Source organism: Candidatus Poriferisodalis sp., from assembly GCF_965203655.1.
GTDB lineage: Bacteria > Actinomycetota > Acidimicrobiia > Acidimicrobiales > Poriferisodalaceae > Poriferisodalis.
In genome coordinates this window covers 246,018-268,889 of the sequence record NZ_CBDBDD010000003.1, presented here as the reverse complement: position 1 = coordinate 268,889, position 22,872 = coordinate 246,018, and the positions used below count along the sequence as shown (strand labels likewise).

Here is a 22,872-nt window from a genome sequence, read left to right as displayed (position 1 = left end):
CGTCAGTCAATCCCCTCCTGCACAAACAGCGTGCCCTGTCGATCCTGTCGTTCCTCTTCCGCCAGCCGCTCGCCGGTCTCATGCGTCAGCCGCGTGGCCCGCTCGGCGATCAGATGCCGCTGCCGCACGACCCAAGTGAAGGTCTGCCCGTCACGATCGCTCTCGCCGAGCACGCGACCGAATTCGGACATGGCGGCCCACAGCATCTCGTCATCCGCCCGCTCCAGCAGGTGCAAGGCCGTCGCGATGTCGCTGATCGAACGCCCCTCAGCGGCAACAGCGAACACGATGTCCACCACGGGGCTTGTGGGGTGGAGGCTGAGCGAGTCGACGGTCTCATCGCCGAATGCCAACCGTGGACCGCCCTTCACTTTCTGCAGCACTCCCTTGACATCGTCCTCAGTCACGTCGTAGGACAGTCGCAGCCAACGTGCCTCGGACGCTGGGGCGACGCCGCGGCCGTGCTGACGCAGCCACGAGAGCGCGAACCGGGTACGCACATCGAAGTCAGTCAGCTTGAACCGATCAATCCGTACATCGGCGGCGGCTTCGACTGCACGATGCGCCATCCCCAGAAAGTGATCGAACGGCACAGGCTGGCCAGTGAAGTCGCGCACTTCGGAGTACTTGCCGACAACCTCCATCGCCGGGGCAATCGCCGCCATGCGCTGGTCGGAATCGGCCAAGCCATCAGCAGTCCAAGCAGGGACACGCGATGCGATCACCGCCCGAATCTCCTCGTCCACCATGCGGACATCACCAACGGGCCGATCCTGTCGGGCGGCGCGGCACGCCATCATGATCGTATTGTCGATGTACTCGCCAGCCTGCTTGCCGCCCTTCTCGGTGCTGCACGGCCACGAGCCGGTCAAAACCAGTCCTGCATCGCTGATGGCCGTGAGCACGCGAACCCAAGCATCAGGATCTCCATGCCCGAACACGATGCTGACCACACCGTCGGGCTTGACCTTCAGTCGCGCCTGCTCAAAAGCCTTCGTGATGGTCTGCCTGTAATGAGCTTCCGTGCGGTGATCAGGATCATCGATGGTTGTCTTCTTGATAACCGCTTCATGCGTCTTCTCCTGCAGCCCACCGGCGTCGGTGGTCACCCCGAACCAGGGATCGGCGGTGACCAGGAGCCGCTTGAGCCACACGTACATCAAGTCAGATGAGTCGCAGTAGTTGATCATCGAGTCGTATGGCGGGTCAGTCACCACTGAATCGAGGGACGCATCTGGCAGCGCCAACTCGGTGGCAGAACCGCGCTGCACCGATGCCGGATTGCCAGCAGCTCGCTCAAGTTGCTTTCGGAGGCTTCGAATCGTGTGAACCGACAATGAGATCCACGTGCCCGGACCCTCACCGCATCCGGTTTCGAAGTAATCGAAGCTGTGTGAGATACCGGAGTCGTTGTAGTAGATGTGCCCCGTCTTCTGCGAGGGAACCTGAAGCGTCGCGCACCTGCTGCTGTACTTCATTCGACGGGCGAGATTCGAAGCGGCGTAGCCCGCCAGCGCCGAGACGTAGTCGTCGCTGGCCCCCGCAGCTTGCATCCGCGCACTCATCTGGTTGACGATGCGTGCAAGCCGGACGAACCCAAGGGTTTGGCGGTCGTTGCACAGTTCGCCCCAACTGCGATATCCGAAGTTCACGGGGGCGATGAACCTCGAGAGCCCGGGGTCCATCGGCTCACGGGGCACTGCAGATAAGTCAGGCCCGAATGGCCCTTCCGCGCTGAGTACCGCGTCGAGTCTCTCCGCGGCAGCCAGATCGGCGCTGCTGGGCTCGCGGTAACGCTTGCCAACATCAGCATCAAGATCGGCAACTGCAAGCATCACATCATCCTTGAGGCCGTCGCGCATCATGCGCTTGAGCGTTTCCGAGTGATGTGTGTGGCCGCAGAACGAACAGACGCCGCTCTTGCCGCGATCCCCCGCAGTCTCTCTCAGTGTGGGTTGAGACTCCGGCTTCCCGTCGTGAACCTCGGCAGCACAGGCACCTAACGATTCGTGGGGAACGATTCGGTAGGACTGTCCCGGGTCGTCCTTCTTTGGGTTGGGATTGCGAAGGGCGAGCCTTCCGGTGAGCGGAAATCGGTTGCCGCAGTTCGTGCAGGGCAACGTCACGGCCCACACGTAGCCCCACGGACGCTTGCCGTTGACGACTGGATAAAACTCACCCATCACAGACTCGTAACGACGTCCTACTTCGTTGAGCACGAATCGCACGTCTCGCAATAGCCGCGGTTCGGTGAAGTACTCGGCGGCGTGCTCGTCGTACCCTTCGAACGGCAACGGCGGCTCGTCGTCCCAATTGCGCATCGGGTAGTCGGCCAACAAGCGGCCGGCGAGAGTTGCAACCGGTGAGTAGTCGATGCCCCAGGCCTGCACGCCCAACCGGGCGGCTTCGAGCGGAATCATCGCCCTGCCCGAGAACGGATCACAGAGCTTCGCACCGTCGGGGTAATGCTTGGCAAGCTCGGCGCGCAATTCGACATTCGCGGCGTCGTAGTCAGTCATCGCCTCCCGAACGAGATTCTTCAGGCTTTCTTGTTCGCTCGGATCGTGAGGCCACGGCAACAAAGAGCAGAGCACGGCCGCCTTGGCCTGGGCCAGTGGTCGTGATGCGAACCAGGTGAACAAGCTCTTCTCAGCGAAGCCCGTGCCCCAGCCACGGGCCGAGTGCGTCGATACTTCCTCACACGGGAACCACCGTTCGATCAAGCGCGTGCTCATGCATCGTCGCCTTGATGTTCAAGTGCCGCGCTCAATGCGCTGCCGGCGAGCCGGTACTCGGTGACGTCCTGGAGGCTGTCGCGGAAGACGTTCGCTGGGTCCTGCCAATGCCCGAACAGGCTGCCCTCGCCGTCGATGCAGTTGTCCACCACATACAGCCAGTAGTCATCCCGATGCTGACGGGCACTGGTCAATTCGCCGGAGGTCAGACGCACGCCGCTCGTAGAGGCCTGACCGGCCACGCCCTTGACCTCGATGCAACGCACTTGAGGTCCGCGACGAGCTTCGAGGTCGTAACCACGGTTCTGCGTGTGGACATCGGTGACATGCCAGCCATCGGCTACCAGATGCTCAGTGACCCAACGCATGGACACCTCCTCACTCTCAGCAGCAGACTCCAGATCAGCTGGGTCGGCATCCAGCCCAGCCACAACACGCGCCCAACCGATGCGGCGCGGTCCGGATGTGGTCACCTGCGCGACCTTCTGAGCTTCGGCAAGTCGGCTGTCAACCGCGGACTTGATTCGCTGACGTTCCTTCCTGCCAACCGCACGATCAGCGATGTGGTCGGTCAGATGGTTTGGCAACGGCAGTAGCTGGCTCCGTAGCTGGGCCACCCACTTGCTGAGCCGCTGTTCGCGTGCTGCGCGTTCGGACTCGGCGGCGCTATGCGCCACGGCCAGCGCGGCATTGGCGACTGATTCATCAAGCGGTACGCGCTCAACCGCGATACCGGTGCTAGTCATCTCTGACGACGGCGCTACGAGGTTCGGCAATTCCGCCCACGACATGCGGCGCGTGGTGCCATCGGCCAATACGGCGATCAGCCAAGTCTGCGTGCTGTGCCTGGGGTGATGCCGCGGGTTGTCACTGTTTCCACCCTCGGTGATGTCGCTCTCGAACACGAACAGCGTGTAGCTCTCGGGAGAAGCGGTGTCGCAAAGCACAGCGCCCTGCCACATGTCGGTCTCAAGCCGGGCACGCAGTCCTTCGGCCAGCGCGCCGAACGCGTCGTCGCTCGGCCCGAGCATGTAGGCATCGGCTGCACGCTTCACACCTTGGGCTATTGCGGCCGACTGAGCTTCGTGCCGGGTCACCACCAACAACTGTTGACCGTCGGCACCGCCGAGAGCTGAGGGCAGATCCCAACCTTGGGCTTGTGAGTCCGCAGACAGGTAGTAGAAGCCGTCGCCGAGCGGCGCTGGCCGGCAGCCGATCAAACCCGCTGAGGCGGCCCGCTCCAAGAAATGCTCGACGATGACGGGATTGACGCGGGCAACAACCTCGTCGATGCGCGCTGCGTTCGCCGTCTCGGTATCCACTTCCACGCTGAGTTGCGTGGACTCCGCCAAGTAGTCGTCTCTGGCGCGCCTGAGTTCATCGACGGTGGGCCAAGGGTCTGCCGGATCGAACGAGGTCTCGCCGTACCACGGCAGGAGGGATTGCTCTGCTGTGCCGGCATTAGCGCGGGCGCGCTCCATCACTGCTGCAAGACAATCGAACATTTGGCCATCGAGTTCGTTCGCGGCGGCGATCAGCCGTTCAAGCAGCGTTGCAAGCACGTCCCCTTCGCGCGTGCCGAGCGCAACCAAGTTGTAGAGGTACACCTTGTCGTCTTGGCCGATGCGATGGATGCGCCCCATGCGCTGCTCTAGGCGAACGAGCGACCACGGGATATCCCAGTTGACGAGCACATGGGCGGCTTGCAGGTCGATGCCCTCGTTGCCGGCATCAGTGGAGACGATCACCTCGAACTCGCCGTCCTCGAACTGCTGGCGCGTGGTGGCCCGCTCGGGGTGGCTGTCTGCGCCCGAGTAGCTGCGTGCCGTGTAGCCGGCCTTCGTGAACATGCGCACGAGCCATGTGGCCGTGTCGGCGTACTCGGTGAACACGACGAGCTGCTCGCCCGATCCGGGAGTGATGCCGTGCTCGGCCAAGCACTTGCCCAGAGGCAGCCACTTGGAAACTGCTGAACTGGTGTCGGCGGCGGTGCTGGATGCCGCGTCGACGGCCGTTTCCAAGTCGGCCAGCAATTCGGTGATCGCTTCCCGCTCGGCGCGCGCATTGAGCGAACGGGCTGCGGTGACCTGCTCCTCGGCTGCGTCGTCGTCGCTCTCACGTTCGATGACTGCCACATCGTCGTCGCCCGCGAGCGCCGGTCCGTCGGCGGTGCCCATCCGGTCAAGGCGGCGCCGCAGCGTGCAGGCGAGCGCGTACAGCGATGACGCCGCCCGCTTGCCATAGACCATCGCGGCGAGCTGGCGTCCGCGAACCGGGAAGTAGGTATTGGCGATGTGCTGCGAAGCGTCGTAGTACTGCCGCTCGGTGGCATTCAGCCGCACCTTGAGATTGAACGCCTCGCGCTCACGGAACAGCCGTGTGTGCGAGTCGTAGTCGACCAACTGCTCCTTCATGCGGCGCAGAAAGTGCAGCGAGCCAGGGCGAATCAACTTGCGGGTGAGCGGTGCACCGCCCCCGGGCGGCGACGCCAGAGTGTCGCCGCCAACCGCACTAGGGAAGATGATCGGGTCGACGAGATGTAGTAGTTCCCGGAAGTAGCGTTCATCGCCCCGATGGGGCGTCGCGGTGAGAAACAGCGCGTGCGGCACGTCAGCAGACAGCTCGCGACCGACTCGATGAAATGTCTCCGCAGTCGGTGTCATGCGATGCGCTTCATCGAAGATGACGGCATCCCAACCTGCGCGGTCGGGATGCAGCGCTTCGCGAACCTGCGGATTCGCCGCTGCCAAGTGCAACGAGACGACCCAGGTGTCGGCCTGAGTGGTGGCCAAACCATCCCAGCGCACGGTCTCGGCGGTGACCTCGCGCAGGCCTCCACCAAGGAACCTCTCGAAATCGGCCTGCCATTTGCCAACCAAGTGCGCTGGGCAGACAACAAGCGCCCGCTTCACGAGCCCAAGTCGTTGAGCCTCACGCAGCCACAGCCCCGACATCATCGTCTTACCTGTGCCCGGTTCGTCGGCGAGCAGAAAGCGCAGCAACGGCTGGGGCAGCATCCGCCCGTATACGGCATCCATCTGATGCGGATATGGCCGCAGCCGAGTGGACACCAGCACCGTGGACGCTGCGGCACGAGCAGCGTCGAGCATCCACTCTGTCCACAGCCCGGCCAGCACCGTCTCCGGCGCCGCCAGGCAGTCAGCAGCCACGACCTGCAGCGACTCGAACTCCTCGGTTGTCAGCGACACTTTGCGCAGCGAAGCATCGTCATCGTCGTTGCCGTCCGACTCGGATGGGTCGGCCACGTACAAATCGAGCTTGAGCCCACGCGGCACGCACATGTCCACCAGCACAATCGCCGCCTCGCCCGGCAGCCTGACCCGCTGCCCCACCAGCGCCGCAGCCCGCTCGCCCAGCGTCTGCCCCTCCGCCTCCAGCACCCCCGTGACAGTACCGACCCGCTGCGACATCAGTTGCGTAGCCTCGCCGCCCGCCTCGAACCGCACACCGACTCCAAGATGCAGTCTCAATCCTCCAGATGCGCCCCAGAGGTCCCGAGAACTCAGCGTGAGGTGCCATACCTCTGACGATCATTCTGGATTCGGTCAAAACCTGCCAATTCGTGAGACCGGAGTCGCCATCACCTCAGGCACCCTGCTGTGGTGCCGGACCCAGTCAGCGACTTCGGGCGACAGCATTTGGAGCAACCGGAGAATCCTGGCGTAGTCGTCTCGAAGTCTTCTGCGAATTATCGGTTCGTGATGCGCTATGCGGTTGCGCAGCGTTCGGAGCCGGTCGAGTTGGTCGTATACGTCCTTGCGCGCTGGCGTCGGGTTGAACGCCTGGTGCAGCAGTGGACGCCATAGCAGGCGGTCATTGCCCTTTGCGAGCAGTCCGACCCAGAGGCCGAACGTGCTCGCAGCGACGATCCTCGCCGGCGTCTCGGTCTTGCCTTCGCGGCGTAGAGCCTGCTTCGCGCTCTCGATGGCTTTTTGTTGGCTATTGCCCAAGCCAATCTTCTCGTACCAGTCCTCGCCGTATTGGTCCGAAAGCAGACGGTGCATGGTGTTGCGTAGGGTCACTTCAAGCGCTTGCAGCGGTCCGAGGAATGCTGAAGCGAGCGCTGCGTTGCGCACGTATAGACGCAGGGCCCTGAGTTCGCTCCCGTTGGCGAGCGCGAGATACGTTCGAATGCGATCGGCGGAGATCGTCTCCAAGATTGCCGTTCGTGTCGCATCGTCGTAGATGTACAGGTCGCCTTCGTGCCCTTGATTCTGTGGTGCTAGCCTCATGGGCGTACGCTCCTTGTTCGCCTCTCGCGGAAGCGGCTGGGGGCAGACCTTGGGGGGGCGACACCAGATCTGGTGCCGCCCCCCGACTCCTCCTACGCAAGCTGCGTTAGGTCACCTGTCGCCGGGGAATTCGCGCCAGTCGCTGTCACCGGCGCAGCCGACTCATCGCTGCCGTACACCATCTGCAGTGCAAGCTCCGCCATCTGCAGCCACTGACGTTGCTCAGAGGTTGACAACGGACCCTCGGCTGGCAACTTCGACCACAGGCCACGCAAGAGAGGATCCGTAGGTCCTTCCAGTTCGGCAAGGGGCGGGGGAGCTGGCTCTGGCTGCTCGGTCGCAGCAGCTGGCTCGTCATCGGTAGGAGGCGGTGCTTCCGCTTGTGGTAGCCGAGCACCAGCAGGCTTCACCAGCCGGTTCCTTCCGGACCCGAAGAATCCCGCGGTGCTTGCGGAGCGTTGCAAGACCTGCCGAGCCTTCCCGACAGACTTTTCGGTCACACCGAGCTTTCCGAGTTCTGACTCGAGACCTGCGTCCTGCGGCAGGAGCTTGCCGGAGAAAGTTTCGTAGACCTGTTCGTAGAGAGGCACATTCAGGAAGGCTCGGACTGCGGCATCGTTGCGTTGTTCGGGGTCAACGATTGCCGATCCGAGGTCCGTTAGCACAATCGCTTTCGCCCTGCGCTCAACGAGACCGAACATGCGCGCCGCTGACAGTGTCGACCGGAATTTGCTGCTCGCGACAGTCGTGCCGAGCCATGATGCCAACTGGTCCAGTTCGCACTCGCGGCCAACATTCGCGTGCACTTCGCATACGGCCTTGATGGCCTCGTCGAGCGCAACGTAGGGGAATGCAACCGTCGACCGGCGCGCCCGGCCATCGGGGGCGGTTTCCTCAACTTCCTGGTCCTCTGCAGCTACCGCTATGTCAGACATTCCGCACCTCCTGGTGACACTGAATCTAGTTTAGTACGAGTTGATTACCTCGTGGATGCGAATTGTCTACCACGTAGTCAGACAAATGGCAACAACTCGCATCGGATTCGAGTTTCTCGACCCAGACAGGCTGAGGGGGCCTTGCAGCCTGCGGCGCTTCGAAGGAGTGGGGATTTATCCGCGCGTCGGGCTCGACGAAGTTTCGATGGCCGCGCCGGCCATGAGCAGGCCGATCTCTTCGCGAGTAGTTGTCCGTGGGTCGACGGTGGCCACGATGCGCCCCTCGTACATGACGGCGACACGGTCGCTGAGCGCCAGCACCTCATCGAGCTCGGCCGACACCAGCAGCACCGCCGTGCCCTCGTCACGACGCTCGCGGATGCGGCGCCAGATGAACTCGATGGCGCCGATGTCGATGCCGCGGGTGGGCTGCGCCGCAATCAGCAAGTCGATCTCGTCGGAGAACTCGCGGCCCACGATGAGCTTCTGCTTGTTGCCGCCCGACAGGCTGTCGGCCGGGGACTCCACGTCAGGCGTTCGTACGTCGAAGGTGGCCACAACATCGCGGGCGTGAGAGTCGATGCGTTCACGCCGCAGCATGCCGCCCGCCGCGAAGGGCCGCTTGAAGTAGCGGTTCAGGACCGAGTTGTCGGCCACCGAATAGGAGCCGATGAGGCCGTGCTTGGCCCGGTCCTCGGGGATATGCCCCACGCCGATCACCGTGACCTGGCGCGGTCGGGCACCCGACGCATCCCGGTCGCTGATCGACACGGTGCCGGCCGTGGCGTGGCGCAGGCCGGTGATGGCTTCCACCAGCTCCCGCTGGCCGTTGCCCTCCACGCCGGCGACACCGACAATCTCGCCGGCACGCACCGCCAGCGACAGCTCATCGACTGCTCGCTGGCCCCGATCGTCATCGGCGCAGAGGCCAGCTATGTCGAGCACCACCGGCCGCTCGTCAGCCTCGGCGATCGGGGCTTCGTCGCTGGGGGCAGCCGCCGTCGAGACAGCCGATCCGACGCCGGTGGCGCCGGACTCGAACCGGTCACCGTGCAGATCCACCGCACGGCCGACCATCAGCTCCGCCAGGGCTGCCTCGCTGGTCTGCGCAGGCGTCGTGGTGCCCACCACCCGGCCCTCGCGCAGCACGACAATGTCGTCGGCTGCGGCCATGACCTCGCGCAGCTTGTGGGTGATGAACACGATGCCGACGCCCTGGTCGGTCAAGCCACGCAGCACGTCGAGCAGGTGGTCGGTCTCCTGCGGGGTGAGCACCGCGGTCGGCTCATCCGCGATCAGCACCCTCGCATCGCGGTACAGCGCCTTGAGGATCTCGACGCGCTGCTGGGCTCCGACCGGCAGGTCCTCCACCGCCGCATCGGGGTCGACATGGAGTCCGAATCGGTCGGCCAGGTCCATCACCCGGCGGCGCGCCTGGGCCACGTCGATCATGCCGAGCTTGCGCGGCTCGGCACCGAGCACGATGTTGCGCACCACGCTCATCGGCGGCACGAGCTGGAAGTGCTGATGCACCATGCCGACGCCGCGGGCGATGGCATCGTGCGGGCTCGACAGCTCGACGTTCTCGTCGGCAATCACGACCTGACCCGCATCGGGGCGGTGCAGGCCGAACAGCACGTTGACGAGGGTGCTCTTGCCCGCACCGTTCTCGCCCAGCAGCGCCAGGATCCGCCCGGGCCGCAGCTCGACCGAGACGTCGTCGTTGGCCACGACCGCGCCGAAGCGCTTGGTGATGCCGTGGCCGGCCAGCAGCACCTCGGGCTCCGCCTGCGAGACAGCGGTCGCAGCCATCATCGGACCTCGTACGGCTGGCCGAGCGCAGCCGGGTCGCGCATGCGGCCGAACAGGCCTGCTGCGGCCACGACGATGATCGTGACCACGAACGGCAGCATCCCCACGAACTGCGCCGGGATGTCGAAGGTGTCATTGAGCTGGAACTGGCCTTGCAGTGCCGTGGTGAAGCCGAAGAACAGCGCCGCCGCGTAGGCGCCCAGCGGGGTGCGGCGACCGAAGATCATCACGGCCAACGCCAGGAAGCCCCGCCCGCCCGACATCGCCCGGGTGAACGTGCCCACCGACTCCAGCGCCAAGTACGCGCCGCCGAGGCCGGCCAAGCCGCCCGCCAGCGTCACATTCCAGTAGCGCAGCCGGATCACATCGATGCCCACGGTGGCCGCGGCACCGGGGTGCTCGCCGATGGCGGTCGTGCGCATCCCCCACACCGAGCGCAGCAGCAGCACGTGGAGCACCACGACCAGCACGAGCGCCAAGTACGTCAGCGGCGGGCGGTTGAACAGCGCCGTGCCCACGACGGGCAGGTCGGCGAGCGGGCCGAGCTCGATCGATTGATACTTCGGCTGGCCCAGCGAACGCCCCCGGTCGTAGAAGAACGAGGTCAGGCCCAGCGCCGCGATGTTCAGGACCGTGCCGGCGATGATCTGGTCGGTTCGCAGCCCGACCGACATTGCAGCGAGCATCCAGCCCATCGCCAGACCGGTGCTGACGCCCGCGACAACGCCCAAGAACAGCGAGCCGGACATCGACGCCACGGTGAAGGCCGTAAAGGCCGACATCAGGAACTGGCCTTCGATGCCGATGTTCACGATGCCCGAACGCTCGCCGATCATCCCGCACATGGCGCCCAGCACCAGCAGGGTGGCGGCGCGCACGGTGCCCCCGAGCACGGCGGTGGTCTGCGCCCCGTCCCAGGCGTAGAAGCCCCACACCAACGCCACCAGCACCACGGCACCCGCCAGCCACCACACCCGCTGCGGGGACCAGCCGCGCATGCCGGCATCCCCCGATGCCGCCAGGTCAGGACCAGTGCCGGCGTTGCCCACGACAGTCATCGGCCCCACCCCGCACCGAGCGTCAGGCGACGATCCGGCGCATCAGGCCGGTCACGCAGCCGCAGCAGCCAGCGCACGATCAACGGCGCTGCCACGAACAGCAGGATGAGCGCCTGGATCACGTCGATGATCTCCGGCGCGACCCCCGATTCGAACTGCATCTTGGCGGCGCCCGCCTCCATCAAGCCCACCAGCAGACCGGCCGGGATGACGGCAATGGGGTTGGTGCGGGCCAGCAGCGCGATCGTGATGCCCTCGAAGCCGAGACCCACGTTCACCCCGGCCTCGAAGCGGCCGTCGACGCCGAGCGACTCGATCGCACCGCCGAGACCGGCCAGCAGCCCTGCCACGGCCATGGTCGAGGCCATGATCCAGCCCACCGAGATGCCCGCATAGTGAGCCGCATGGCGGTTCGCCCCCACGCTGCGCACTTCGAAGCCGTAGGTGGTCCGTTCCAGAATGAACCAGCAAGCGAACGCGGCGATCACCGCCAGCACGAAGCCCGCCGGCAGCCACCCCCACGTGGGGATCTCCGCCGACGGCTCCACCAGCGGGGTCCGGGCGATGATGTTGGAACCGGAGCGGTCCTGCCAGGGGTTCGCGGCCAGCCAGTCGGTGAGGTTGCCGGCCACGAAGTTGAGCATGATCGTGACGATCACCTCGTGGGCGCCCGACGTGGCTTTCAGCACGCCGGCGATGGCACCCCAGGCGGCGCCCGCAGCAGCACCGACCAGCAGCGCCAGCGGGAGATGGACCACCAGCGGCACGCCCTCGAGCCCGAAGCCCACGCCTGCGGCGAATGCCGCGCCGACCAGCAATTGGCCCTGCCCGCCGATGTTGAACAGGCCCGCCTTGAAGGCGAAGGCAACGGCCAAGCCGCCGAAGACCAGCGGCGTCGCCTTCTGCAGGGTGCGCAGCAGCGCGTCGGCGTCGCCCGCCCCGCCGAGCACCAGCGCGCCGTAGGCACTCGTCACCGAGTGGCCCTGCACAGCGATGAGCACTGCGCCCAGGACGAGCCCCAGCGCTACGGATGCCAGTGGCACCGCCGCTGCCCGCAGCACCGTTCGCGTCAGGGCGCGGCGGTCATCCGCGGCCGTGCCGTCACCGCCTGTCGGATCTGTCTCAGCGGGCGCCTGCGAAGCAGCGGGAACGCTCACGGTGAGGTGAGATTCCCGCGGCCCGCAGCGACCAGCTCAGCTCATGCCTCGCTGAATCAGCCCGGCGGCCACCCGGTGTCGATCTCACCGGCCTCCAGGCCGGCCAGAACGTCATCGAGCGTCGCCCGCATGTCGTCGGTGACAATGCCGTCGAAGTCGTGGAATGGTGCCAGACCGACCTCGCCGAGGTAGTTGCCCCCGGCAAACTCGCCGCTCTCGGCTTGAGCAACCAGGTCTGCCACTCCCGGGGTGATGAGCTTCATGGCGCTCGTCACCAAGCACGGCTGCGCCTCGGGCACCGTGTTCCACTGGTCGGTGTCGACGCCGACGCAGTAGGCGCCTTCCTGCGAGGCAATCTCGATGAGCGCCCCGTTGCCGGTGGCACCGCCGGCACCGAAGATGATGTCGGCACCCTGATCCAGCGCCTGCCGGGCGGTGGCAGCACCCCAGTCGGGATCGCCGAACGCAACGTCCAGACCGCCGGGGTGGTAGGTGGAGATCGTCTCCACGGCCGAGTTGGTGTAACGGGCTCCGTGCTCCCAGCCTTCCTTGAAGGCCACCACGGGCGGTACAAGATCGGTGCCGAGCACGGCGCCGACGATGTTGGTCTCGGTGAGCATGCCCGCGAGCGCGCCGGCCAAGAAGCCCGACTGGTCTTCGGGGAAGATCAGCCCGGCCAGATTGGGCAGCGCCTCAGCCTGGAACTGGTCGACGCCGATGAAGAAGATGTCGGGGTTCTCCGTCGCCGCGGCGATGGTGGCGTCGCCGAGGCCGAAGCCGACGGTGATGATGACGTTCACGCCGTCTTCGACGAACAGGTTGATGTTGTTCTCGTAGTCCTTGGCCTCTTCGGTCTCGATGTAGTCGGCCTCGGCACCCAGCGCGGCGGCAGCTTCCTGCGCGCCCTCCCACGCCGACTGGTTGAAGCTCTTGTCGTCGACCTTGCCGGTGTCGGTGACCAAGCCGATCTTGAATGCATCGCTGTCGTCGCTGCCCGTGCAGGCTGCAGCCAGCAGCGCCACGATCGCGAGCACTAGTGGTTCGTCGTTGATTTGGTTGGGGCGCGTAGTGTTGGGTGTGTGACTTCGGGATTTGTGGTGTCGGTTGGGGAGCGTGCTGCGCTGGAGCGGGTGTCGCGTTCGGGCTGTGAGCCGTGGCGGCGGGTGCGGCCGGCGAGGGCGCTTTTGGCTTTGGCCGACGGGGGGTCGGTGCGGGGCGTGGCCCGGCGGATGGGCGCTCATCAGGACACGGTGCGCCGCTGGCGCGACGAGTTCGGGCGCTCGGGCGTGGAAGGGCTGGGGGCGGTGGCGCCGGGCCGGGGCCGCAAGCCGTCGGTGCCCGCCGGGGTGGTCGAGGCGATCGTGGCCGACACGCTCGCCGGCGAGCCGCCCGACGGCGCTGTGTGCTGGTCGACGCGCCAGATGGCGGCCCGTCACGGGGTGGGCAAGGACTTCGTCGCCCGGGTGTGGCGCGAGCGAGGGCTGCGGCCGTGGCTCGCGGACGTGTTCAAGGTGTCCGCGGATCCGGACTTCGAGGCGAAGCTCGCCGACGTCATCGGCCTGTATGTGAACCCGCCCGAGCGGGCTGTGGTGTTCAGCTTCGACGAGAAGACCCAGATCCAGGCCCTCGACCGCACCCAGCCGTCGCTGCCGATGCGCCCGGGCCGCAACCGCACCCTCACCCACGACTACAAGCGCAACGGCACCATCGACCTGTTCGCCGCCCTCAACGTCGCCACCGGCGAGGTGCTCCACCAGACCCGCCGCCGCCACACCGGAGGTGACGTTCTGGCGTTCTTCAGATGGATCGACCTGCACACGCCGCGCCACCTCGACGTCCACGTCATCTTGGACAACGTGTCCGCCCACAAGTCCGAGCCCGTCCGCAAATGGCTCGCCCACCCCCGCCGGCGCCGATGGCACCTGCACTTCACCCCCACCAGCTCGAGCTGGGCGAACCTCGTCGAGGGATGGTTCTCGATCCTCACCCGCAAGGCCCTGCGCACCCGATCGTTCGCCTCCGTCGCCGACCTCAAAGAAGCCATCGACCACTGGGCAGCACACTGGAACCACGACCCCCAGCCCCTGCGATGGACCAAAACCGCAGAACACATCATCGCCAAAGTCAAACGAGCCCGAACCGCCCTAAACAAAACCGCGACACACCACTAGTGCCAACCGCTTTGTCAATCTCGTCATGGAGGCCCTCCCGTTCGCACCCGTGACGTGGCCGGACCGCTGCGGCCCCGCCGGTTTGCAGGGGAGCCTACGCGCGCTCATTCCTCGACGAGTTCGACCAATGTGCCGAGGTTGCCCTTCGGGTGAACAAACGCAACCGTGGTGCCGCGGGAGCCCGGCCGGGGTGCGGTGTCGATCGGCACGGCGCCCGCGTCGATCATCGTCTGGAGCGCTGCGGCACAGTCCTCCACCCGGTAGCCCACGTGGTGCAGGCCTTCGCCCCGGCGCTCGAGGAACTTGGCGATGGGCGAATCCGGACGGGTCGCCGCAGTGAGCTGGATATAGCTGTCGGCCACCTTGATCAGCGCCTCCTCGACGCCGTCAGAGTCGACGACTTCCCGGTGGGCGACCTCAGCGCCGAACGCTTCGGCGTAGTAGGCGACCGCCGCGTCGAGGTCCTTCACGGCGATGGCCACATGGTCGATCTCGGTCAGGATCATCAGGATGCTCCTCGTTGGCGTCGGCTCGTAGTCAGCGGCTCAGTGGCAGCGGCCTCAGGCGCCAGCAGCTTCCAGCGAGGCCGCATGGCGGGCGAACAGCGTGATGCGGTCATCGCCGATCCGCTCGCGCTTTTCGGGATCGGTGACGCCCAGGCCCGGCTCGGGGGCCAGGCACAGCACGCCGAGCTTGCCCTCGTGCAGGTTGTGATGGACCTGCCGGGCAGCCAGGCCGGTTTCCTCGAGCGTGAACGTCTTCGACAGGATCGGCTGGATACGCCCCTGATCGATGAGGCGGTTCATCGCCCACGCCTCGGCGTAGTTGGCGAAGTGGCTCGACACGATCCGCTTCAGCTTCATCCACAGATGCCGGTTGTCGTACTCGATCATGTACCCGCTGGTGGCGGCACACGTCACGACGGTGCCGCCCCGCTTGGCGGCGAACACCGATGCTCCCATGGTGGACCGGCCTGGATGCTCGAACACGATGTCGGGGTCATCGCCGATGAGGCTGCGCACCTTCTTGCCGAAGCGCCGCCATTCACCTTCGTCCTGGGTGTGTTCGTCGCTCCAGAAGCGATAGGCCTCCGCACTGCGATCGATGACGTGCTCGACGCCGAGCTGACCGAGCAACTCGGCCTTGTCGGGCGAGCTGACGATTCCGACGGGAACACCGCCGCCGTTGAGCACGAGCTGGCAGGCGTAGCCGCCCAGCCCTCCGGTGGCACCCCAGACGAGCACCGAGTCGCCCTGCTTCATGCGTGCGGCATTGTCGCCGACCAGCATCCGGTACGAGGTCGCAGCGCACAGCGCATTGACGGCGGCCTCTTCCCAGGAGAGATGTGTCGGCTTGGGCATGAGCTGGTTGGCCTTGACGATGGTGAGGTCCGCCAGACCGCCGAAGTTGCTCTCGAAGCCCCAGATGCGCTGGTTGGAGGCCTTCATCGAGTCCTCGTGGGCGGCGGGATCCTGATCGTCGACGTAGTTGCAGTGCACGACGACCCGGTCGCCCGGACGCCAGTTGCGCACCGCCGAGCCGCACCGCAGCACGACGCCTGAGGCATCGGAGCCGAGCACGTGGTAATCGAGCGCGTGGCGGGCACCCCAGGCGCTCTCACGACCCAGCCGGTCCAGGAAGCCGAACGTCGGAAGGGGCTCGAAGATCGAGGTCCACACGGTGTTGAAGTTGATGGCGCTGGCCATCACCGCCAGGTACACCTCGTCGGGCGCGAGCTCGGGCGTGGCGACCTCGCCGATGTGGGTGGCCTCGCGGGGATCCTTGTCGGCCGAAGCACGGCCTTCGAACATCGTCTGCTCGTCGCGGACTACGTATGCCGCCCTGAAGCTTTCCGGGATCGGCATGGCCTCAAGTTCGGGACCGGACGCGCCGGCGGCGATGGCATCAGCGAACTGCTTCACGGGGCCGAACGCTAACGCTGCGGCAGAGCCGCGAATGCCACAATTCTGTGACGATCCGGCCCCGCCGAACTGGGCGTCGCCAGCCGTGCGGGCCGTTTCGTACACTCGCTGTCCACCCAGCCGCGGTCCAACGCTGAGAGCTGGGTACACCGGCACCGTTGAGGGGGTAGCGATGGCTGGATCGGTGATCGTCGGCGGCGCACGGACGCCGATCGGCAAGTTCAACGGCGGCTTGGCCTCGATGACCGGGGCACAGCTCGGCGGCGTCGCCATCGAGGCGGCGCTGGAGCGCTCCGGCGTGGGGGCCGGCGACGTCGACTACGTCGTCATGGGCCAGGTGCTGCAGGCGGGCCAAGGCCAGATCACGGCCCGCCAGGCAGCGACCGGCGCCGGGATCTCGATGGAGGTGCCGGCCATCACCATCAACAAGGTGTGCCTGTCGGGCCTGAACGCCCTGTACATGGCCGACCAGATGATCTCGGCCGGCGACGCCGAGGTGGTCGTGGCAGGCGGCATGGAGTCGATGACCAACGCGCCGTACCTGCTGCCCGACGGCCGCAACGGCATGCGCATGGGCTCGGGCACGGTGCTCGACGCAATGATCCACGACGGCCTGTGGTGCGCGTTCGACAACGGGCACATGGGCGACGGCACCGAGCGTGACGCGGCGGGAGCGGGGATCTCACGCGGCGCGATGGACGAGTACTCCGCCCAGTCGCACGAACGCGCCGCTGCCGCACAGAAGGACGGTCGCTTCGACGATGAGATCGTGACGGTCAGCATCCCCCAGCGCCGAGGCGATCCGCTGACAGTGCTCGACGACGAGGGCATCCGGCCCGGGACCACGGCGGACAGCCTGTCGGGGCTGCGCCCGGCGTTCGCAGCGGACGGCGCGGTCACCGCCGGCAATGCATCGCAGATCTCCGACGGCGGCTGCGCGCTGGTCGTGATGTCACCCGCCGCGGCCGAGCGCTTCGGCGTCGAACCGCTCGCCGAGGTCGTCTCCTACGGCATGGTGGCCGGACCTGATACCTGCCTGCTGCACCAGCCCGCGAATGCGATCCGCCGTGCGCTCGAACGCACCGAACTCGACGTGACCGATCTGTCGCTGTTCGAGATCAACGAAGCCTTCGCGGCGGTTGCGGTCGCCTCGACCGAAGACCTGGGCGTCTCGCCGGAGATCGTCAACCCCAACGGTGGCGCCGTGGCACTGGGCCATCCGATCGGGATGTCCGGCGCCCGGCTGGCACTCACCCTCGCCAGCGAGCTGCGTCGCCGCGGCGGCGGATTGGGCGCCGCGGCGCTGTGCGGTGGCGGCGGTCAAGGCGACGCCGTCATCCTGCGAGTCGCGTAGCTGCTCGACCGGCAGCCGAAGCTGGGGCGCTAGGCCGCGGCCCTCGACAAGACCTCGGTCTTGACGCACATCGGCTGCAGCACTGCTTCGATCGCATCGCGGACCGCGACCGCATCGGCGGCGGGGGCTTCGAGATAGACGCGGCTCGCGCCCAGCAGCTCGGCCAATCGCGCGAACGGCGCGGGGTCGGCAAGCATGGCCCCCACCACTGCGGCCGGCGCGGTGGCGATGGCAATCAGCGCGCCGCATGGATCTACGAACACCGCTCCGACGCCGTGCGGGGGCGCGCAAGCGCTCAGGCACAACGCCCGTGCGTGACATGTCCCGGTGACGAGCACGCGCTCGTCAGGGGACGGCCGGAAGACCGCGACCGGCAGTTCGTGTGATGTTTGTTGGTCGGATTCGAAGGCAGCCATGGCACTCCTCGCGAGTGCAGGCCGCAGGGAACGTGCCGCTGGGACCGTACGCAGCCGGCGGGGCAGGGTCCAGCGAATTACGCCGGGATCAGGGCGTGAGGGCGCGGCGGTTGTTCAGGGCGCGTTCGAGCGTCAGCTCGTCGGCGTATTCGAGATCGCCACCGACGGGCAGCCCGCTGGCGAGCCGGCTCACTTTGACGCCGAGCGGCTCGAGCTGGCGGGCGAGGTACATCGCCGTCGTGTCGCCCTCGATGTTGGGGTTGGTGCACACGATCAGCTCGGTGATCTGCTCGTCATCGAGACGTGCGAGCAGTTCGCGGATGCGCAGCTGCTCGGGGCCGACGCCTTCGAGCGGGTTGAGTGCGCCGCCGAGCACGTGGTAGCGGCCGCGGAAACCGGCCTTCTCCATGGCGACGACGTCACGAGGCTCCTCCACCACGCAGACCAATCCGTTGCGCCGCGTCTCATCAGCGCAGTAGGCGCACGGATCGGACTCGCTGAGGTTCCAGCACTGCGTGCAGAACCCGACACGCTCAGCCGCCGCCGTGATCGTCTCTGCCAGGCGCCGTGCATCGGCCGCAGGCCGCTTGAGGAGCCAGAACGTGATGCGCTGCGCGCCTTTGGGGCCGATGCCGGGCAGGCGGCTGAGCTCGTCGATCAGGTCGTCGACCGCATCGTCGTACACGTCAGTCCCCGCCGCTGGTGGTCGATCAAGGCTGTCAGGTTGCACTCTCGTCATCGCGGACCACGACCGAGCCGGGGAAGCGATCCACTATCCGCTGCACCTTTTCCTCCTGCGAGGAGGCAGAGGTGACGGCTTCCGGCGAAGGCGCTGATGCAGTCGGGCTGGGAGTCTCGGCCAGTTGCGCGGCGTCGGGGGGCACCGGCGCGGGAGACGGTGGTGCCTGCGCATCTGGCACCCCGGCGCCCGACGGGGGCTCGGCGCCGCCCCCGGCGGTGGGCGGGACGACCTCAAGCCGGACCGTCTGGTCGAGCAGATCCGACAGGATCGCCTCCACCTCGTTCTGCCTCCGGCGGGCCTGCTCGATCGGCACGCCTTCGCTGAGCTGCACGCTCACCACGTTGCGGTCGTGTCCCACTATGCGGGCCTCACGGAAGATGCCCTTGGCCACCGCACGCAGCTTCTCGACGACCAGGGGTTCCCACATGCGTTGGAGCTCGGAGGCCGACGTCGTAGACCCAGAGACCGATGCCGGCTCGGCTGAGCTGCCCGGCTGCGGGTCTGTGTCGGGCGGCGCAGGTGCGGCCGGTTCGGCGGGCGCAGCCGATGCAGGCGGCGGTGGGGGCGTGGGCGGAGCCGGAGCTTGCGGCGCCGGTGTCGGTTTGGATTCGAGCGACGGCGGCGCGGTGGTCGCGGCCATCGCGGCTCGGGCCGCCGCGGGCCCGGCGGCAGGGGGTGCAGGAGCGCCCGCGCCGCCACGGGCTGGTGCTGCAGCGGACGGCCCGGCGTCGGGCGTGCGAGCGCCGAGCACCTCGTCGGCCAGCAGGCCCACGAGGGCAGCCTCCAGCGTCAGGCGCCGGTCCGCGGATTGCGGCATCTGCGCCAGCGCAGCGCCGAGCGCCTCGAGCGCTCGAACGTTGGCGCGGCGACCCATGGCGTCCGCCAGCTCGCGTGCCGATGCGATGTCATCGGGAGACAGCTCAGCAGGCTCCACGCCAGCACCCACCAGGAACATGTCGCGCAGGCGGCGAGCGGTGCGCTCGGCCAAATCCCGGGAGTCCACGCCTGCCGAGGCTGCGGCGGCCACCGCGATGAGCGTCGCTGCCAGGTCGGCCCCGGCCAGTGCCTTCACCAGCGCGTCCACATCGGCACGCTCATCGGGGATGCCCCCGGCAGCGAGCACCGTGTCGAGCGCTGACAGGGCATCGCGCACCGAGCCGCCGCCGCGCTCGACCGCGTAGTCGACGATCTGCTCGTCGACAGCGACGCCTGCGGCTTCGGCAATCGCCCGCACGTGCAATGCCATCTCGTCCGCGCCGACCAAGGCCAGCTCGAACTGCTGGGTCCGGCTGCGGACGGTGGGCAGCACCTTCTGCGGATCGGTGGTGGCGAGGATGAACACCACGTGAGACGGCGGCTCCTCCAGCGTCTTCAGCAGCGCGTTGGAGGCCGCCGTCGACAGCATGTGCACCTCGTCGAGCAGATACACCCTGCGGCGACCGGCACCGATCCAAGCCGCCTTCTCGGTCATGTCGCGGATGTGATTGACCGAGTTGTTGGATGCCGCGTCGAGCTCGATCAGGTCCATCGACGTGCCCGCTGTGACTGACCGGCAGCGCTCGCATTCGTCGCACGGCTCACCGTCAGCGTCGAGCGCCTCGCAGTTCAGCGCTTTCGCCAGGATGCGTGCCGTCGAGGTCTTGCCGGTGCCGCGGGGGCCGCTGAGCAGGTAGGCGTGGCCGACACGGTCCTCCCGCACGGCGTTGCGCAAGGCCCGGACCAGGTGCGGCTGCCCGACCACTTCTGCGAAGCGTTGCGGCCGGAATCTCCGGTAGAGCGACTGGTGCTGCATCTCGCGGCGATCCTAAGTGGCGCGCGCAATGGCCCACCATCCCGTCGCGTCACCCGTCGACTCCCGCTCTTGTTCGCTGCGCTCACGGGCCGCTCGGGCCACGGCTTCGCCATACGGCTCAGCCTCTGAGAGGTCACGAACTGACGCTGCGAAGCGATTGCGCCGAGCACGTGCCGGCAGTGACGCGTGCGGCTCGGGCGCGGTTAGCGTTTGGCGTGTGTCGCCGTCTGACGTGGCGGCCGGGTCCTGTGCAACGGCGACCCGTGAACCGAGTCAGGGCCGGGAGGCAGCAGCTCTCAGCGGACTTCGCTGTGTGCCGCAGATCGCCTGGCCGCCTCGCCAGACGGCGACACGTCGGAGAGTTGCCAGAGTGGACGAATGGGCTCGCTTGGAAAGCGTGTGAGGCTTTCATCGGCCTCCGTGGGTTCGAATCCCACACTCTCCGCCACTGGCTGACCGGCCAGCGCGCTCAGTTGATCGCGCGGTCGTGGCCCTCCCAGTAGGGCTCGCGCAGCACGCGCTTGAGCACCTTGCCGGGTCCCGACTTGGGCAGCGGCTCGCCCTGGAAGGTGACGCTCTTGGGCGTCTTGTAGCCGGCGATCACGCCCCGGCAGTGCGCGATCAGGCCGGCCTCGTCGACCTCGGCGCCGTCGCGGGGAACGACGACGGCATGCACGGCTTCACCCCACTGGGCGTCGGGGATGCCGAACACCGTCGCCTCCAGCACTCCGGGGTGGGTGTAGAGGGCGTCCTCGACCTCAGTGCAGTAGACGTTCTCGCCGCCCGACACGATCATGTCCTTGGCCCGATCGACCAGGAACAGGTAGCCGTCGGCGTCGACGTAGCCGACGTCGCCGGTGCGGTACCAGCCCCCGTCCAGCAAGGCGGCTGCGGTCTCGGCGGGCTTGTTCCAGTATCCGGCCATGACGTTCGGCCCCCGCACGGCAACCTCGCCGGGCTCGCCGGCCGGCAGCTCCGAACCGTCGGTCCGCACGATCCGCAGGTCGACGCCGGGCGGCGGCGGCCCGCAGCTCTTGGCCCGCTCGCTGTCGATGTGCTGCTCCTCGTGGCGGAAGATGGTGGCCAGCGGCGACAGCTCGGTGGCGCCGTAGAGGTGGATCAGCTCGCATGCGAACAACGCGTCGGCGCGGCGCAGCACCTCCAGCGCAACCGGGGACGCTCCGTGGGACAGCCATCTCAGCGTCGAGACATCGCGCGGCGAGGCCGCCTGGGTCTCACACATCGCCGCGAGCATCGTGGGCACGGCGATCGCGCAGGTGATGGCCTCACGCTCGATCACGTCGAGGCTGGCGGCGGGCTCGAAGCCCGGCAGGATCACATTGGCCGCACCGACCCACGGCAGGACGAGCGCGCAGTAGACGCCGGCCGCGTGGAACATGGGGGCGATGGTGAGGTAGCGGTCGTCGGCCGCGAGGGGCTGGGAGAGCTGGGTGTGGACCGCGTTGGCCATCAGGTTGGCGTGAGTCAGCATCACGCCCTTCGACGTGCCGGTGGTGCCGCCGGTGTAGAAGAGCCCGGCGAGGGTGTCAGGGCTGATGTCGGGCTCCATCTCGGGTGCGACGGCCAGCAGGTCGTCGTACTCGCCGGTGTCGAGCCGGATGACCCGCTCGACCAGGTCGCCGAGCCCGCCGGGATCCCGGTCGCAGATCAGCACCCTGGCGCCCGCATCGGCGGTGGCGTATGCCAGCTCGGGCTCCGCCCAGCGGGTGTTGTGCGGCACGATCGCCCGTCCCGCTGAGGGGATGCCCAAGAACAACTCGAGGTAGCGGTCGGAGTTGAGGGCCCACAGCGCCACACGGTCGCCGGGCTCGGTCATCTCCGACAGGAGCCCGGCCACCTTCAGCACCCGGCTGCCGAACTCGGCGTAGCTGCGCCGCACGTCGCCGAAGACCACGGCCTCGCGATCGCCGAACAGCTGGGTCGCTCGGCGGATCGGATCTCGCATCGTGTACATGCCGCGAACCTATTGGGCGAACCCATGGGGCGAAACTGCCGGATCTGTCCTCGGAGACGGACTGCCGGATGAGCCTGCTGCCGCTGCCAGACTCTCAGCCATGACCGACGAGGCGGCGATGGCCGCGGCACTCGAGCAGGCCCGGCTGGCGGCTTCCATCGGCGAGGTGCCGGTCGGCGCTGTGGTGGTCATCGACGGCGAGATCGTCGCCGCACGCCATAACGAGCGCGAGTCCACCATCGACCCCACCGCCCACGCGGAGGTCCTGGCGCTGCGCGACGCTGCCGCTGCTGTCGGCGACTGGCGGCTGGAGGGCGCCTCGCTGGTGGTGACGCTCGAGCCGTGCCCGATGTGCGCCGGCGCGGCGCTGGCAGCGCGGGTGAGCCGCGTGGTCTTCGGGGCCTACGACCCCAAGGCGGGTGCTACGGCGACCCTGTACAACCTGCTGGTGGATCCGCGCTTCAACCACAACGCCGAGGTCATCGGCGGCGTGCGCGAGGACGAGTGCGGCGCCCTGCTCACCGAGTTCTTCAGCGCCCACCGCTGATCT

The 22,872-nt window shown here is 67.2% G+C and carries 17 protein-coding genes, 1 tRNA gene and 1 other RNA gene; 5 read left to right on the top strand and 14 right to left on the bottom strand.

Annotated elements, in window-relative coordinates; all coding sequences use genetic code 11:
* Positions 1-2: 2 nt before the first annotated feature.
* The 8 genes from ACOGW9_RS02710 to ACOGW9_RS02675 all read right to left on the bottom strand — a co-directional run bounded on the left by ACOGW9_RS02710 (position 3) and on the right by ACOGW9_RS02675 (position 12,984).
* Positions 3-2,519 carry a DUF1156 domain-containing protein gene (locus ACOGW9_RS02710; RefSeq protein WP_419855062.1) on the bottom strand — a complete coding sequence of 839 codons (2,517 nt, stop codon included), beginning with the start codon at positions 2,517-2,519 and terminating at the stop codon, positions 3-5.
* Between the two features lie 212 nt (positions 2,520-2,731).
* Positions 2,732-6,166: a helicase-related protein gene (locus tag ACOGW9_RS02705; protein ID WP_419908121.1), complete on the bottom strand. Its 3,435-nt coding sequence runs from the start codon at positions 6,164-6,166 to the stop codon at positions 2,732-2,734.
* A gap of 135 nt (positions 6,167-6,301) precedes the next feature.
* On the bottom strand, positions 6,302-6,988 hold the full coding sequence (locus ACOGW9_RS02700) for a hypothetical protein (RefSeq protein ID WP_419908119.1): 687 nt from the start codon (positions 6,986-6,988) through the stop codon (positions 6,302-6,304).
* Positions 6,989-7,080: 92 nt separating this feature from the next.
* Positions 7,081-7,923, bottom strand: coding sequence for a hypothetical protein (locus ACOGW9_RS02695; protein ID WP_419908117.1), 843 nt, complete (start codon positions 7,921-7,923; stop codon positions 7,081-7,083).
* A 174-nt stretch (positions 7,924-8,097) separates the two neighbouring features.
* Complete coding sequence (locus ACOGW9_RS02690; RefSeq protein WP_419908115.1) at positions 8,098-9,735, bottom strand: ABC transporter ATP-binding protein; 1,638 nt, start codon at positions 9,733-9,735, stop codon at positions 8,098-8,100.
* Positions 9,735-10,793 (bottom strand): ABC transporter permease, encoded by a 1,059-nt coding sequence (locus ACOGW9_RS02685; protein ID WP_419908113.1) that lies wholly within the window; start codon positions 10,791-10,793, stop codon positions 9,735-9,737. Before ACOGW9_RS02685 ends, ACOGW9_RS02690 begins: the two co-directional genes overlap by 1 nt.
* Entirely contained in the window at positions 10,790-11,950 is a 1,161-nt protein-coding gene (locus ACOGW9_RS02680; RefSeq protein WP_419908111.1) for an ABC transporter permease, read from the bottom strand. Before ACOGW9_RS02680 ends, ACOGW9_RS02685 begins: the two co-directional genes overlap by 4 nt.
* 56 nt (positions 11,951-12,006) lie before the next feature.
* Positions 12,007-12,984, bottom strand: a complete 978-nt coding sequence (locus ACOGW9_RS02675; RefSeq protein ID WP_419908109.1) for a BMP family ABC transporter substrate-binding protein — start codon at positions 12,982-12,984, stop codon at positions 12,007-12,009.
* Between the two features lie 45 nt (positions 12,985-13,029).
* On the opposite strand from ACOGW9_RS02675, the gene ACOGW9_RS02670 reads away from it, so the two are divergent.
* Entirely contained in the window at positions 13,030-14,121 is a 1,092-nt protein-coding gene (locus ACOGW9_RS02670) for an IS630 family transposase (RefSeq protein ID WP_419908107.1), read from the top strand.
* Between the two features lie 104 nt (positions 14,122-14,225).
* Here the strand turns inward: ACOGW9_RS02670 and mce are convergent, their stop codons facing one another.
* Together mce and ccrA are read right to left on the bottom strand one after the other, a co-directional pair.
* Positions 14,226-14,627, bottom strand: a complete 402-nt coding sequence (gene mce, locus ACOGW9_RS02665; protein WP_419908105.1) for a methylmalonyl-CoA epimerase — start codon at positions 14,625-14,627, stop codon at positions 14,226-14,228.
* Between the two features lie 54 nt (positions 14,628-14,681).
* Positions 14,682-16,043 (bottom strand): crotonyl-CoA carboxylase/reductase, encoded by a 1,362-nt coding sequence (ccrA, locus tag ACOGW9_RS02660; RefSeq protein ID WP_419908103.1) that lies wholly within the window; start codon positions 16,041-16,043, stop codon positions 14,682-14,684.
* A gap of 172 nt (positions 16,044-16,215) precedes the next feature.
* Between ccrA and ACOGW9_RS02655 the strand changes: the two genes are divergently transcribed.
* Positions 16,216-17,397 carry an acetyl-CoA C-acetyltransferase gene (locus ACOGW9_RS02655; RefSeq protein ID WP_419908101.1) on the top strand — a complete coding sequence of 394 codons (1,182 nt, stop codon included), beginning with the start codon at positions 16,216-16,218 and terminating at the stop codon, positions 17,395-17,397.
* A gap of 29 nt (positions 17,398-17,426) precedes the next feature.
* Here ACOGW9_RS02655 and ACOGW9_RS02650 read toward each other — a convergent pair whose 3' ends face one another.
* The 3 genes from ACOGW9_RS02650 to dnaX form a co-directional block, all read right to left on the bottom strand.
* Positions 17,427-17,813, bottom strand: coding sequence for a hypothetical protein (locus tag ACOGW9_RS02650; RefSeq protein ID WP_419908099.1), 387 nt, complete (start codon positions 17,811-17,813; stop codon positions 17,427-17,429).
* An 88-nt stretch (positions 17,814-17,901) separates the two neighbouring features.
* Positions 17,902-18,498 (bottom strand): recombination mediator RecR, encoded by a 597-nt coding sequence (gene recR / locus ACOGW9_RS02645; RefSeq protein WP_419908097.1) that lies wholly within the window; start codon positions 18,496-18,498, stop codon positions 17,902-17,904.
* Between the two features lie 34 nt (positions 18,499-18,532).
* Positions 18,533-20,347, bottom strand: a complete 1,815-nt coding sequence (gene dnaX / locus ACOGW9_RS02640) for a DNA polymerase III subunit gamma/tau (protein ID WP_419908095.1) — start codon at positions 20,345-20,347, stop codon at positions 18,533-18,535.
* 237 nt (positions 20,348-20,584) lie between these two features.
* Here dnaX and ffs point away from each other — a divergent pair.
* Together ffs and ACOGW9_RS02630 are read left to right on the top strand one after the other, a co-directional pair.
* Positions 20,585-20,683, top strand: an RNA gene (gene ffs, locus ACOGW9_RS02635) — signal recognition particle sRNA small type.
* Positions 20,684-20,703: 20 nt separating this feature from the next.
* Positions 20,704-20,795 (top strand) — tRNA-Ser (locus ACOGW9_RS02630).
* Positions 20,796-20,816: 21 nt separating this feature from the next.
* Here the strand turns inward: ACOGW9_RS02630 and ACOGW9_RS02625 are convergent.
* Complete coding sequence (locus ACOGW9_RS02625) at positions 20,817-22,322, bottom strand: class I adenylate-forming enzyme family protein (RefSeq protein ID WP_419908093.1); 1,506 nt, start codon at positions 22,320-22,322, stop codon at positions 20,817-20,819.
* Between the two features lie 100 nt (positions 22,323-22,422).
* Here ACOGW9_RS02625 and ACOGW9_RS02620 point away from each other — a divergent pair, with 100 nt between their 5' ends.
* Positions 22,423-22,869, top strand: coding sequence for a nucleoside deaminase (locus ACOGW9_RS02620; RefSeq protein WP_419908091.1), 447 nt, complete (start codon positions 22,423-22,425; stop codon positions 22,867-22,869).
* Positions 22,870-22,872: the final 3 nt, after the last annotated feature.